Source organism: Xanthomonas sp. WHRI 10204, assembly GCF_040202875.1.
Taxonomy (GTDB): domain Bacteria; phylum Pseudomonadota; class Gammaproteobacteria; order Xanthomonadales; family Xanthomonadaceae; genus Xanthomonas.
Genome location: NZ_JBEGDW010000003.1, coordinates 244,316 through 258,107 on the forward strand (window position 1 = coordinate 244,316; position 13,792 = coordinate 258,107).

At 57.8% G+C, this 13,792-nt stretch carries 15 protein-coding genes; 1 reads left to right on the forward strand and 14 read right to left on the reverse strand.

Annotated features, from left to right (window positions below; all coding sequences use genetic code 11):
- Window positions 1-19: 19 nt before the first annotated feature.
- Window positions 20-745 (reverse strand): J domain-containing protein, encoded by a 726-nt coding sequence (locus ABQZ00_RS18210; protein WP_323538551.1) that lies wholly within the window; start codon window positions 743-745, stop codon window positions 20-22.
- A gap of 237 nt (window positions 746-982) precedes the next feature.
- Between ABQZ00_RS18210 and ABQZ00_RS18215 the strand changes: the two genes are divergently transcribed.
- Window positions 983-1,180 (forward strand): helix-turn-helix domain-containing protein, encoded by a 198-nt coding sequence (locus ABQZ00_RS18215; RefSeq protein ID WP_228318198.1) that lies wholly within the window; start codon window positions 983-985, stop codon window positions 1,178-1,180.
- Between the two features lie 107 nt (window positions 1,181-1,287).
- On the opposite strand, the gene ABQZ00_RS23890 is transcribed toward ABQZ00_RS18215, so the two are convergent.
- The 13 genes from ABQZ00_RS23890 to ABQZ00_RS18280 all read right to left on the reverse strand — a co-directional run bounded on the left by ABQZ00_RS23890 (window position 1,288) and on the right by ABQZ00_RS18280 (window position 13,776).
- Window positions 1,288-1,827, reverse strand: coding sequence for a JAB domain-containing protein (locus ABQZ00_RS23890; RefSeq protein ID WP_503064296.1), 540 nt, complete (start codon window positions 1,825-1,827; stop codon window positions 1,288-1,290).
- Window positions 1,797-2,747 carry a DUF932 domain-containing protein gene (locus tag ABQZ00_RS18225; protein ID WP_323522807.1) on the reverse strand — a complete coding sequence of 317 codons (951 nt, stop codon included), beginning with the start codon at window positions 2,745-2,747 and terminating at the stop codon, window positions 1,797-1,799. The genes ABQZ00_RS23890 and ABQZ00_RS18225 overlap by 31 nt, the downstream gene beginning before the upstream one ends.
- Before the next feature lie 356 nt (window positions 2,748-3,103).
- A complete protein-coding gene (locus tag ABQZ00_RS18230) occupies window positions 3,104-4,066 on the reverse strand; it encodes an IS1595 family transposase (RefSeq protein WP_323522806.1) in 963 nt (320 codons plus the stop codon).
- Between the two features lie 105 nt (window positions 4,067-4,171).
- Window positions 4,172-4,888, reverse strand: a complete 717-nt coding sequence (locus tag ABQZ00_RS18235) for a 4'-phosphopantetheinyl transferase superfamily protein (RefSeq protein WP_323522805.1) — start codon at window positions 4,886-4,888, stop codon at window positions 4,172-4,174.
- An 88-nt stretch (window positions 4,889-4,976) separates the two neighbouring features.
- Window positions 4,977-5,960: an acyltransferase domain-containing protein gene (locus ABQZ00_RS18240; protein WP_323522804.1), complete on the reverse strand. Its 984-nt coding sequence runs from the start codon at window positions 5,958-5,960 to the stop codon at window positions 4,977-4,979.
- A gap of 46 nt (window positions 5,961-6,006) precedes the next feature.
- Window positions 6,007-7,140 (reverse strand): ACP S-malonyltransferase, encoded by a 1,134-nt coding sequence (gene fabD, locus ABQZ00_RS18245; RefSeq protein WP_323522803.1) that lies wholly within the window; start codon window positions 7,138-7,140, stop codon window positions 6,007-6,009.
- Window positions 7,137-8,423 carry a beta-ketoacyl synthase N-terminal-like domain-containing protein gene (locus ABQZ00_RS18250; protein ID WP_323522802.1) on the reverse strand — a complete coding sequence of 429 codons (1,287 nt, stop codon included), beginning with the start codon at window positions 8,421-8,423 and terminating at the stop codon, window positions 7,137-7,139. The genes fabD and ABQZ00_RS18250 overlap by 4 nt, the downstream gene beginning before the upstream one ends.
- On the reverse strand, window positions 8,410-8,649 hold the full coding sequence (locus tag ABQZ00_RS18255) for an acyl carrier protein (protein WP_039412192.1): 240 nt from the start codon (window positions 8,647-8,649) through the stop codon (window positions 8,410-8,412). The genes ABQZ00_RS18250 and ABQZ00_RS18255 overlap by 14 nt, the downstream gene beginning before the upstream one ends.
- Before the next feature lie 88 nt (window positions 8,650-8,737).
- Window positions 8,738-9,523 carry an enoyl-CoA hydratase/isomerase gene (locus tag ABQZ00_RS18260; protein WP_323522801.1) on the reverse strand — a complete coding sequence of 262 codons (786 nt, stop codon included), beginning with the start codon at window positions 9,521-9,523 and terminating at the stop codon, window positions 8,738-8,740.
- Window positions 9,511-10,770 (reverse strand): hydroxymethylglutaryl-CoA synthase family protein, encoded by a 1,260-nt coding sequence (locus ABQZ00_RS18265; protein WP_323522800.1) that lies wholly within the window; start codon window positions 10,768-10,770, stop codon window positions 9,511-9,513. Before ABQZ00_RS18265 ends, ABQZ00_RS18260 begins: the two co-directional genes overlap by 13 nt.
- 1,112 nt (window positions 10,771-11,882) lie before the next feature.
- A complete protein-coding gene (locus tag ABQZ00_RS18270) occupies window positions 11,883-12,086 on the reverse strand; it encodes a hypothetical protein (protein ID WP_323522799.1) in 204 nt (67 codons plus the stop codon).
- A gap of 241 nt (window positions 12,087-12,327) precedes the next feature.
- The gene (locus tag ABQZ00_RS18275; protein ID WP_323522798.1) at window positions 12,328-12,765 is read right to left on the reverse strand and encodes a lipocalin-like domain-containing protein; all 438 of its coding nucleotides are present in this window, start codon (window positions 12,763-12,765) and stop codon (window positions 12,328-12,330) included.
- A gap of 93 nt (window positions 12,766-12,858) precedes the next feature.
- Window positions 12,859-13,776, reverse strand: coding sequence for an ACP S-malonyltransferase (locus ABQZ00_RS18280; RefSeq protein ID WP_323522797.1), 918 nt, complete (start codon window positions 13,774-13,776; stop codon window positions 12,859-12,861).
- Window positions 13,777-13,792: the final 16 nt, after the last annotated feature.

Below are 13,792 nucleotides of genomic sequence, written 5' to 3' on the forward strand. Positions count from 1 at the left end.
CCCCCTGTTGTTGTGATGGTTAATGGCCTTGCTGCAGATAGCGGCTTACGGCCTTGAAGAGCGCCTTCAAGTCGCCTTTGTTAGGCATGTTCAGATCGGCGAAGCGCTCGCCATTGATGTAGACGTACTTCCCTTCTGTCGTGATCGCCGACAGGACTCCAAGCAGGCGAATCTCCACTGGTTGGAACACGGCTTTGCATCTGATCTGTGCTTCGGTGATCAGGACACCTTCGCGTGCACCGCCAAAGAGCGTGTCGTCAATCAGCACAACCACATCCTGTGGTTGCAGTCCTTGCCCGTAGGATTCCAGTGCGCCGGCAAGTTTTTTCTGAGGGATACGCGGGGCGATGAAGATCCTCTCAAGCGGTTCACCGTTTAGTGCCAGGCCGTCCAGCGCCTGCACCAACGTCGGTGCATACGACGGCTCCGGCTTGGGCGCGCGGGTGGCGTATGCCGGGCCTGCTGGGCGCGCTGACTTATTTCGCACTTCTTCATCTACGCGTGCACGACTGACCGGATCCCGAAGTGCCGCGTAGGCCTGGTTGACCTCCTGCATCTTCGAGGTCGCCCAGTCCAGCGTCTCCGAATCCGAGTTTGCGTAGCGGTCCGGGTGGTACTGGCTACGTCGGCCCCGATATGCCCGCTCTATCTCTTCTGGCCCGGCATTTGTACGGATCCCGAGTACTTCGTAGTAGCCCTTCCCCAATTTAGATCTCCTGCTTCTCGTCGATTTGAGCGTGCCCATGTGCGTAAGCCCAGGACGGCCGCCTCCCCCTACGACCGACCAGGAAGGCAGACGCCGGCACCACGCAGGGAGGAGCCACTTTTTTCATTCATCCACCCAACTTCTGATCTGCTGCCCAACCGGCTTGACCCTGCCGAAGCCGGCTCCAGCCCAAGCTAGTGCTAATCGTAGTATGTCGAATAGTAGTATTCAAACCCAGACCATCTCGCGATGGCTCGGGCAGTTCACGAAACTCGGTTGGTCACCGTCTTTGCTGGCAACGTCCGGCGATTGAGAAAGGAGCGCGGGCTGTCGCAGGAAGACCTTGCCGAGGCAGCCGGCGTCCACAGGACCTACATCGGTATGCTCGAGCGTGGCGAGAAGAATGTGACGATCTACAACATCGAGCGCATCGCACTGGCGCTCCGGGTTCGCCCCGGGTCACTTCTCGACTGACGGCAATCCTGTGGCCGGCCCTTCAGGGCTCGGCCACTGAACGTGGAACACGAAGAGTCGATGTACGGCGCGCTGTGCCGAGACCGAACCCAGAGCGGATGTCAGCCCTACACCCATCCCCGGGAAGCCATCGAAACCGCCTGGTGTGCCGTGACCACGAAATGGTCCAGCAGCCGGATTTCCACCAACTGCAAGACGGTCTTCAACTGGACAGTGACAGCCCGGTCGGCTGCTGAAGGCTCAGTGTGGCCACTTGGGTGGTTGTGAGCGACGATGACTGCCGCGGCGTTCAAGGCCAGCGCGCGCTGGACGACGATGCGCGGATGCACCTCCGCGCCCTCTACGGACCCGGAAAACAAACGCTCTACGCCGATAAGCCGGTGCTGGCTATCAAGAAACGCAATCTCGAAGTGCTCGCAAATTTCACCGCCCAACCGCAGCCGGAAGAAGGCGCCGCACTTGGAGACATCACCAAGTCGCGGCCCTGGCTCACAGGCACGCTGTTCGAGGATGCGCAAGGCCAGTGCAACGATCCTGTCATTCCGTGCCCGGGCGACTTCCTGAGATGATGCAGGCTCGCCGCTAGACGGCGTAGATGTGCGTGATCCGGCCCGCATCACGCCACCATCCCCAACACTTCTTCCCATGCGCGTTGCTTGATCTGGGCGCCCTGCCCGAACCAGGCTGCGTCACGGCGATGGTCATCGCTTCGAGCACGCCGATGATGATCAACGTGTTCGGTGATGGCATTGAGCAAGCCCCAGGCCGTTGTTCGGCTGGAAGCAAGCTGGGATCCTCGCCCATCGCCCTTGTACAGCGCGCGCACTTTAGCCACAGCCTGTTCATTGACCACCTGTACTGCGTTGGGAGCCGTACATGTCAACACACGACGCAACAGTGCATCTGAAGAGTCCGGCTCAACAGGGAATTCGCACAGTGCTTTCATACGCTCTACGAAACCATCCCAGGCTGAAACCGTAATGCCGAGCTGGCGCTTCACGAGGTCTGGGTCGAAGTGACTGCGGTGCGGCACCTTGATTGCACCACCGTTGCCCAGTGCAACTGCCAGGGTGTTGTTGCAGACGACGCGGATGGAAGTGAATTGAGCCGTCGTGGCCAGTGTTCCGTCGCACGCAGTCGCCAATAGGAGATAGCCATTCACTCTATCTCGCCCCCGAAGCACGGTACTTTGACCGGTCCGAGCCAGCGCCCAGAACTTGCGTCCCTCGCGCAGGACGCCAGCTGTCTCAAGCTCGAAGCCGCTGCTTGCCGTCAGGTCGCGATAGAACTCCAGGATCTCCCCTGGCTGGACGACCTGGAAGCGCTTTGAGACCACCGCCAAGGGCGCTTTGGTGTCCGAACGATAAAGGACCTTGTTTCCAGGGAACGCATTGATAGCTCCAACGTTCTGGTTGCCGGCGATGTATCGAACCTCGGACTCCTCGATCTTCCAATCCATCCCGGCCTGCTGCTTCCATCTTTCGATGGACTGCTGCCGAGCAAGTTGGTTCCCAAGGCCATGCCACGGTTTCGTGCCTACATAGGCCATTGATTCAAGCAAGTGCATTGTCGTTTCCGAATAGTTGAGGGGCATAAAAATGCACAAGGCCCGGACAAGCCGGGCCTTGTGGAGATATGACGTTAGTTGTGCTGATCAGTGATCGAAGAAATCACTGCAGTTAGGGCAAGTAGACGCTACCGTGCATTTGACGATACCCGCCATGACGGCTGTCGCAACGACCATGATGCAGTAGATCAACTCGACCTTGGTCTTCATCATCACGTGTGCATCCCAAGCTGGCACTGCAATGCGGAGCGCCGGACGCGAGGCAGGACACCCTGCTTCGTTTAGGTAATATGGGTCTGAGAATAATTTTGTTGCTGCACATGCAGTTCAAAAGACAACCTGATTAGCCCTGACTCTCAGCCATGAAAATTGCTCGCTGCACGCAGCACCAGTTCTGGACAGGGTGTGGACTGCATCATGGCTGTAGCAAGTCGTGGCAGCATGTCGCGCAAGCGGAATCGGCGATTAAAACGATAAGCCGCTTCTCCCAGGTAACGCCTTGCGTATTTGCCTTGCGCGACAGCGTGATACACCCCACTGATGGCGCGCTTGAGATTGCCCAGCACCACGTTGACCCAACGGGCACCGGCGGCTTCGGTCGCAGCACGACCACCACCGGTGTCCAGCGTGGTGTGCGCGTGGCCTGCCTCTTCCAGGCGGCGGAAGCAAGCCAATCCGTCGGTATAGACCTCGCAGTCGGGCGCCAGGCGACGGGCAATCCAGTCCTGCAGCGAGATGTTGTCGAAGCTGCGCACCGGCTCGATCACCACAAAGCGTGGTGCGGTGAAGGTGGCATCGGTCTGCACCGCAATCAGAAACGGCTGCTTGTTCTCCGATCCGCGTCCGGCCTTGCCGCCGTTGCGCTCACCGCCAAGATAGGCATCGTCGATCTGCACGAAACCAGTCAGTTTGCGCATGGCTTCACGCTCGGCCATGACCTGCATGATCTTGTGCTTCATCCGCCAGGCGCTTTTGTAATTGATACCCAGATGGCGCATCAGCTCCAGCGCGGCCATGTTGGTTTTGGTCGAGGTCAACAGGTGCAAGGCCAGCATCCAGGTGCGCAGCGGCAGCTTGGTGCCTTGGAACATCGTGCCAGCGATCAGGCTGGTCTGGTGCCGGCACGCGCTGCATTGGTAGTAGATGGCACCGCCACGCTTGAAGCGCGACCGCGCCCGTTCGGTGCAGGCAGGGCAACGAAAGCCTTGCGGCCAGCGCCACTTGTAAAGCGCGCGATAGCACTTGGCTTCGGTGCCGTAGAACGCGAAGAACTCAGGCATCGACAATCCTGCTTGGAACTGCACGGCATTGATGCTCATCACGCTACCTCATTGGCTTCCGGTGACAGCAGCATCCACAAGGCCCGACGCAGATCCTGCGACTGGCGGCTGAAGATCAGGGCTAATCAGGATAATCCATAAAAGCTAAAATTTAGGCAACGCAGATACGCGTGTCAGTCGGTAGGAACACGGTACTTCCTTTAAAAATGGCACTATCGATGTCATCGATAGTTTCGGCGGATCCGTTCCTAGATTCTCCGCACACACGGCGACCACATGTTCATCATCTGGCCACAGCTGCCATAGATACCAGCGAGAAGATTGATCCGACCATATTGGATCGAACTTTAATTCTATCAATCCTTCTTTTTTTAAATCGAAATCAACGGCTTCTAGAGGGATATAGGTACCCAGCCCACGCGCCTTTACATATGCCTCTTTGAGCGTCCAATGCTCGTAAAATCTTTGATTTTTCTCATCTCCTGGCAAAGATAATATGCTGGATATTTCCGAACTCGAGAAACTACTTTTTAGCACTCCCAAAGGAGCCAAACGTGAAGATATACTTTCCGTATCTACACCAATATCAATTCCACGCGTAACAGCGATAATTATTAAATTACCACCGTGCGTTATATTGAACGAAATATCAGCAGCGAGCGAGTGTGGACTACTAATACTTGGCTTTCCATATTGAGATAACGCAAAAACCCAATCTTCTGGTGCTACCGGTGCGTACTTCGAAAGCACAATCCGCACTAGCGCACGCGTTACAAGATAACGGCATCGATCACGGTCAAAATACATTCGCATTTCTTGCGCACGCTCTGTTTCACTGAGCAACTTTCGATACTCGCTCATAAGTGATTCATCGATTTGCGAAGGCGTAGCGCACCATAGCTCAATTGCCCGTCGCCGGTCGTCAATCCGAGATACCCGTCGCATGATTTCATCTCACACGTGAAGCAGCGAACGCGCTGTGTGCAGTGAATCGAGAGATTACATGAGCAAGCCGTTCGAGGTCATTGCCTTGAATCGTCAATATCGTATGAGTACGTGAGGTGGCGCTGGGTATCGCGTATTTTACAAACGTGGCAAGCGTTCCAGACGGCCCCACATCTATATAGTCGTGATGACCGGAAAGTTCCATTTGCTCAATCGCTTTTCCAAAATAGATGGGCTCGCGCACTGCGGCGACAAAATGTGCATGGCTCATTGGCTTAGCAAGGTCCCCGCTTGCGCAACACACTACCGGCATATTCCCTTCGCGCACTTCCATCTTATCTAGCGCGGCCTTAAGTGGCAATTCAGCAGCACGGACATGGCGCGAGTGATAAGCAAACTCAACAGGTAGCCTTTGAAATGTGAGCTGACGTTTGCGCAGGATCTGTTCGACCTCAACTGCACCTGCCAGCGTCGCAGCAACTACAAAATGCCCGTCAAAATTTAGCGCCGCGAGTTCGGCATGTCGCCCTAGCTTCGCATCATCGAACACGCTTGCTTCCGCAAAAATAGCGATCATAGTACCAGGCGCGCAGCTCGCCTCGAGCGCCTGTGCGTGGCGGATGACTGCCGCGAGCGCGTCGCGTGCATCGATGCATCCCGCCACTGCTGCCGCTGCGAAGGTGCCGAGGCTCGCGCCGAGAGTCGCATCGGGTTCAACCCCCGCAGCGATCAACGTGCGCGCGAGCGAGTATTCGGTCATGTAGATCGCCGGATGGCTCAGCAGCGTGCGATCAAACGGCTGAGTCCGAGCGTGGTTGCGATGGTAAAGCGTTGCCAGAATCGACTCACCGGCCAGTTCGCTTGCGACGTCATCGAGCAAATCCATCCACTCGCGGAATACCGGGTTCCGTTCGTAAAGTGGGCGCGCCATTTGAAACGACTGCGAACCTTGTCCGGAAAACAAAAATGTGACGCGTGATTTGGACACCTGGATGCTTCCCGAAAAACGACGACGGATTGATCAAGACAAGCATTCAAGCGGCGGTAAGATCGTCGAGATCGAAGTAGCCGTGATAACCGTTCATATAGACTGCTGCACGATGTTTGAACAGCAGCATCGCCTCCGTCCGCGTAGTCAAGTCCCTGTAATCTGGCAACCGCGAAGTTACACGCGTGCCGACAGCATAGCGGCGGTTCCATTCTGCAACTTTATCCTCAGCAGTCCGCGATTCTGTCGAAGCCGTACGACCGGACGCGTCACCAATTGCGCCCCTATCCGTCGCGATGGCGGGCGCAGCCACGCCCTGCGGTGTTTGCTGCCGGATTGCATCCACCAAACGTGACAGCACGTCGCCGTGCCCTAATTCTTCGAATTCAACGCTCTCACCGCAGCGCTCGGCGATGCCAAGCAGATACTGGACACCCTCGGACCAGCGCACAGCGCTGTCGATCTGGTTTGCGAGGCACTCGTCGATGCCGGACAGCTCGTACGGACGCGCGGATACGTTTGAGATCACAGGCACTTGCGGCGCGTTCAGACGGAACGACTTCAAGAAGCGCGCGAACTCTTCGCGTGCCGGACGCATGAAAGACGAGTGAAACGCGCCGCTTGTGTTGAGCGGGTAGTAACGCATCGGATTCTGGCTGAACAGCGCTTGCGCCTTCGCGATCTCGTCGGCAGCGCCCGAGATCACTATCTGCGACGGCGTGTTATAGTTCGCGATGCTCACCTTTGTCAGCTGGTTCTCGGAGAGAATCCTCTCGATGGTCGGCTTATCTGCATTGACGATTGCGGCCATCGCGCCATTCGACACGCGCGCCATCAACTCGCCGCGATACTGGACAAGCTTCAGTCCGGTCAAAAAATCGAAGCATCCGGCCGCGAGCAGCGCATTGAACTCGCCGAGACTGTGGCCTATCAGGAAGTTCGGGGCGCTGGCGCCATCCTCGATTCGCGCGTAATAAGAAAGTGCGTTTACGACATATAAAGCTGGCTGCGTGAAGCGCGTCCGCTTCAGCTCACCGCGCGGATCGTCGACGCACAGGCTGCGAAGCGAATAGCCTAGCACCTCGCTCGCTTCGTCAGCTAGGTGGACGAACCGATCGAACAGCTCGCGACCCATACCTTTAGCTTGCGAGCCCTGGCCCGGAAACATGAATACTTTCATAGCGCTTGCTCCTGGAAAGAGTTAATGGCGGCGACGTCGTGGCGACTCACACACACAGCAGTATTGATGCCTCCGAAACCGAAACTGAGATTCAGCGCGTGTCGGATAGCGTGCGATATCGGCTTCTGCCGCACCCAATTTAAATCTGGCGCAATCGGGCAATCGAGATTGCGCGTCGGATGCAGGCGTCCAGCGCGCATCTGCAACAGCACGGCAACCAGCTCGACTGCGCCGGAGGCGGTCAGGCTGTGTCCAGTGACTGACTTAGTGGCGTTCAGATAAGCATGCGCAAGCCCGCACTCGCGTAGCGCCTGCAGTTCAATGACGTCTCCGACCAGCGAGCCGCTGCCGTGCGGATTCACGTAGTCGATGTCGCGCGCATCGAGGCCGGCACACGCGAGGGCGCCACGGATCGTGGCGATCTCCCCGTCAAGCGACGGATCGGGATTGCGGTTCGCGTCGAGCGAGAGACTCCAGCCGGCGATGCGCGCATAAGGCGTCACACCGTCGCGGTGCCGCGCGCCATCGCGCTCGATCACGAGCGCCGCGCACGCCTCGCCGTAGATGAAGCCGTCGCGGTCGGCATCGAACGGCCGACTCGCGCGCGCCGGCTGCATAGCGTAACGGTCGGACCCCATCGCGCCGAGCGAGCGGAACCCCTGGCATTCCCAGTACGACAGGTCCATCAACGCGCCGAGCGCAATGCAGACATCAACACGTCCGGACAGTACCGCGTCGATCGCCTGCACCACCGCCATCTGGCCGCTTGCGGAGGCAGCCCCCACCGTCTGCGCGAAACCACGAATGCCGAACATTTCCGAGCACAGTCCGCACAGATCGGTGTCCATGAACGACATCGCATAGGTCGGACGCAGGAACGGGACGCGTTCGCGATAGGCGTCCTGCAGCAGCACGAGTTCGCGCTGCTGCACGTTGGACCCGCCAACCACGAGGCCGACCCGTTCCGGTGCGACGTCGTCGAGGCGTGCGTCGCACCATGCCTCATGCAGCGCCGCGAGCGCCGCCTGCGCGGACAACGACGCAGTACGCAACGGGCCGCGCGGGATGGTCTCCGGAATCATCAGTTCGCCGATTTCGGCACCGAGGAATCGGGTGCCCTGGGTCTTGCCGTCCAGTAACCACTGCCGCCCAGGCCGACGCATCACATCGAAGCTGTGGCGTCCCTGGAACAGTGCATCGGCGAACGCCGTGCTGCCCTGACCTATCGCCGACACCACGCCGACGCCGCTGATGATTGGGGCATGTGATTCACCCATTTGCATGGATGATATCCGCAATTTCGCCGATGTTCTGCGCGCCGGCCATGTCGACGAGCGGGATATTCAGTGACAGCGATTCGAGCGTCATCATGATGATGTCCGCCCGGTCGATCGAATTGGCGCCGATTTCGCGCAGCGAATCACCCGGCGTGAAAACGTGATTTTCCAGCCCGGGAACGACGTCGCGCACGTGGCGGATAATCACTTCCAGAATATGTTGCTGACTCATGGCTCTTCTCTCGTGTTGGTTGAAGTATCGGTGATCGAAGCATGCGTTGATGCACCAGATCGGGCGCGCGGCCGCCGTGCATCCGGCGTCAGTCGCGTTCCCACGGCAGCCTGCCGGCGTTTACGAAGCGCGAGATGCCGTCCAGGTTGGCCGCGTCGCCGAACACCTCGACATTGGCGGCAAGCGCCGGCGCACGGGATTTAGCGAGGCTGTCGTCGAGCGACGCCGCGTAACGCTTGTAGCGGACGATCGCGTCCTTTTGCAGATGCCGCAAGCGCAGCAAATGCCGGCGCAGCAGATTGTCACTGTTCGCATCGCAGACGTCGACGAGCCCCCAGTCGCGTGCTTGCCGGGCGTCGACGGGCTGTGTCGTCAGCGTCATGTAGTGCGCCTTCGCAAATCCTACCCGACGGATCAGAAACGGCAGCACGCAGGCCGGCATCAAACCGAACAGCAGCTCGGAGAGACTGAAGCTCGCAGTTGGCGCTGCGAGCACGACGTTGCAGGCGGCGGCGAATCCGACACCGCCCGCGTTCGCACGTCCCTGCACATGCGCGATGCTGATATAGGGGCCGTCCGCGAGCCGCCGCCACAGATCGTAGAGCGGCGCCGGATCCGGCGCCGCCGGCGGTGCGCCGCCTGCACGCCGCGCGTCCAGCTGCGCGAAATCCATCCCGACGCAAAATGCGTCGGGCAGCCCCTCAAGCACGACGATCCGCGCCGTCGCCTCGAAGCGATCGAGCACGTCCGCCATTTCGCCGACCAGATGCGCATCGATCGCATTGCCGGTATCCGGCCGATCGATCTGCATCCGGCAGACGCCATCGTCCAGCCGGACGCGCAGGTTGGGCCATGTTCCGTTCAACTGACCCATTCGTATTCCCGATGAAAATCGCGAATTGCCTTCAGGAACAGCGTCGGCCTGGCATGCACGCCGCGCGCCTGCGTGATGAAGCTGGCGTCCGAGTCGAGATTCCGGGTGCCGAAGCGAATCTCGCGGCTGTGCTCCAGCAGCGTGTCGTATTGCGCCATCGTCAGGTCGTAGCGCCGGTCGAGGCTTTCGCCAATCTCAAGCGCCGCAAGATGGCGTGCGCCCTCTTGCGTCGCAACGCCGCTGAAGAATTCGGAGCAGCAACCGGAGCCGTACGAAAACACGCCGACGCGCTGTGGTTCCACGAAATCGCCATGTCGGATCGTGCTCGCGAGCGACAATGCGGCGGTCGCGCCCATGATGTTGCCGACGCGCTGACAGTCCGCAAGGCCCGGCGCCACGCGCCGCTCGAAGTCCGCCTCGATTGCAGGCGGTTTCGCCATCGCCAGCTTGCGCATCATCGTCCGATGCGCGCCCTTGACCATGCCCCCGAACGGTGTATGGAACGCCAGGTACTCAAAGGTCGTCGCGAAATCCGCGTCGGCGACGCGCTCGCGGTAGTTGAGGAACGCATTCTCGCAGCAGCTCAGATATGAGAGCAGCGACAAGTCGGCGTTGCCGGCATCGGTGTCCGACGCCGGACGGCAGGTGTCCATCACCTCGAAACCGTAATAGCCATTGGCACCGGCATCGATCTGAAACACGTGCGGCTGATCGCTGACCAGCATCGCAACCGCGCCGGAGCCACCGCTCGGCTCGGAGAACGACCAGTCTGCCGACAGCGCGTCGCTACCCTCCTCGACCATGAAGCGCGACACGTCGGTCGCAAGCACCAGTGCCTTGCCACCGGGGCACGTCTGCGAGAGCACGAAGTTGACCGCCATCTGCAGACCGGCCATGCCCGAATAGCAGGCGCCCTTGATCTCGAACATCCGGCAATGACGGCTGAGTCCGAGCAGATCGTGGCAATACGTGCTCATCGACTTGCTGAAGTCGAAACCCGATTCGGTACAGGTAATCACCATACGGATCTGGTCGCGCTCGCGCTGCGCCAGCGCATCGACGATGGGCTTCGCCGCGTTGACGGCGAACGTCACAGGATCTTCGTACGGCAACGCGACGGTCTTCTCTTTCATGAGCAAATTCTCAAAGCGCCGCATGTCGAGACCGCGATGCCGGGCCAGCGTCGCCACGTTCAGACGGGCAACACCCGCATACAAATTCATTGCTTCGATTCCGACCATATCCATTTTTATCTCAAATTAGACGGCGCGTCCTTCGGGGCGAATGCGATGCAGATTCCGATGCGCCAGGGCAATACATGCCTTACCACTCTTACCTTGGCGCCAGTCAAGCCTTTGCCATACAGCACCCGCTCCGCCAACGACCATACATCGCATCTCAACTTGCACAACACGCTCTAGCAAATAGCAAAAGTACGACCCAATGTTCGGCGAAAGCGGTGCAAAAAAAATCCAGGAAAAATCCCAGATACAACGAAGGATGCCCAAATTTTTCACAAAAAGCTCTTTATCTGCGCACTAATTTAGCTGACCGGCTGATCACTATATTTATATATTTTACTAGCCATTTTAATATCTTATCTGCTGCTTAAAAAATTACCTGATTAGCCCTGACCCTCAGCTGGATGTTTGTTGCAGTCCTGCAAATCGCTTCGTTTTCCTAATGTTTTCCGTGATGTCCGCTCTCGGCGCCGTTGACGCTAGGAGCCGGTCCGAAGTTCTTTCAGCCAGGACCCCATCGTGGCCTTGCATTGGGCGGGTTTAGCGATAAACGCGGAGGTGCTGCAGCTGAAGGTCAGGGCTAATCAGGAAAAATTATGCTAGCGCTACGCTTGCAGGGGATGACAATAAAAGCGTGATCGCCTTTTATCATATACGCAAATAAAGCAGCAGTAAAAACTGCCGGATACCCTGGCAGACCTGTTAAGACAATTAAGATATTTTTTTCTAACGTAGGCCGCACAAGCATGTGCGCTAAGTGGCTATGACTTTGCGTTAACGGTCTACATGAAATAGTTCGCTGAATAATTAATTTATAAATAATTTTACACAACTATTCATACACGAAAATACCGACCTAATAATCGAACAGCGCGCGGTTAATTCGATAATTCGTCGACGTCACGGTATATTGTCGCTTTGTCGCGCCCGGCACGCTGGGTTTTGTTGTGAAGCGCACCCGCATCGGCGTACGACCCAATGGCCTCCGATGATCTGAAGCTCGAGACCAAAGCCGCCTACGTGATCGGCCTGGATCTGCACGCAGCAATATTTTGCATAGATTAAAAAGACGGTGATCCAGGCGCTTGATCGCAAGGATCGTATGCTACCGCTACCGCTCAGGTACGCTGAAAGCTACTGATTCGACTACAAGCGTAGAAGCATACTCCCCTGTCCGCTTCGCTCAATACCTGCACCGATGAATTATTGGGCAAGGCCACCGCGCGCCACACCAGCAGTTCGTAGGCTGCCTCCAAGATATGCTCGACACTCAGTTCAGCCTTCGCCAGATCCATCTCATATTCGACAACGTCAGCGGTCATAAGACACCCCTGGTGCAGGCGCTCATGGCCAAGCATTGCACTGCCTGATCCAGCAAAGCCAAGGTCGCAATACCGCGAGACCGATTGCCATGAACACAGCAATTGCTACCCGAAGCAGGCCATCGATAGCGGCTATAGCGGGTGGAGCGGGATGCCAGAAGATTCTCAATCCACCACCGTCTAGGTATGACTCAAACGGACCGCAACAGGCGGGTCCGGTTGAAGGAAGAGACAGGCACCGTCACGCGAGCCGCCACCACACAAGCTTAAGAACCAACTCGTGGCCACACGAAAGAATTGGTGGCGTTGACAGAACCAGATGATCATTATTCTCGAACTTGTAGTATCGGATTTGGTCCGTGCCGATCATGTTGGGCCGACTGGACAGCGCGACGCGATGCGCTACCTGGTTAGCGGCGACATCAATTTCATAGATCCCCGCATAGGCGTCGAACCAATCAGATGTAATATGGAACTCGGCATCCATCCTCATACTTTTTTCGTCGGATGCAACCAGATGTCTCGGCATTCGGCACAGAGTTGCGGACACATGCCCCGTTGGGGTGTAGATGAGCCGGCCCATCGGTTCTTCACCAAAGGGAAGTGACTCCTCTCCAGATGTGCTCCGTGCGACATATGAAATAAGTGACCAAACGCCTTCAAGTGGAGGCTTTTTCATCAACGAATTCTCTTGAGCTGAATGCATGAATAACCTCGTTGCCTGGAGCGTTTATGAATTCCAAAGGGGTCGACTGCATCGCCGTGGCGAGCCTCACGTGCACTGAAACGGCGCGTTTTCGATATGGCGTTGCAGCCGGCTAAGCACGTCCCCCGGTCCGACTTCGTGAAACTCGCGATAATCTCGCGTCAACAGCCGGGATATCGATTCGTACCATCTCACCGGACTGAACATCTGGTTGACCATCGCAGGCCGGTAATCACCGCCTGGATATACGCGCGAAGTCCAATTTGAGACGACCGGCATCTTCAGCGGTGCAAGTGCGATGTTGGACAAAAAATCGGCAAAACGCGTAGCCAGCGTTTTCATGCGCGCAGAATGAAACGCGCCACTGACATCCAGTGCAATGAAGCTCGCGCCGGCGTCATCGAAGCGCTGCGCGAGTGACGGACCGGTCACATGCTCACGTGCCCCGGATATCACGCATTGCAGTCTATGATTCAGATTGGCGATCTCGACCACGGACGCGGGAGCAGACGAAACAGCGCCCTGCACTCGCGCGTTATCGGAAATTTCGTCGTTGTAACTGTCCAGTATTTCTCGGATACGCAGCTCTTCAATACCCTGCACCGCAGCCATCGCGCCATCGAGCGCCTCGCCCATCAGCATCGCGCGTTTTGCCACGATCGAAAGGCCTGTCTCAAAATCGAATGCGCCGGCGGCGAACAGGGCCGCGTATTCGCCAAGACTGTGCCCGGCCACGACATCGGGCGCACTATCGCCAGTGTCAATCCGATGCAAATAGGACAGACAGCTGACGACGTAGAGCGCCGGTTGCGTGAAACGGGTCTGGCCGAGTTCGCCATGAGCATCCTCGGTGCACAGCTCAGCGACGTCGTAGCCGAGCTGCTCGCTCGCTTGCGCGACGAGCGAGCGGTACTCGCCGAACAGCTCGCGCCCCATACCTCGACGCTGGGAGCCCTGTCCGGGGAACATGAATACTTTTCTCATTATGTACATCGCTTCG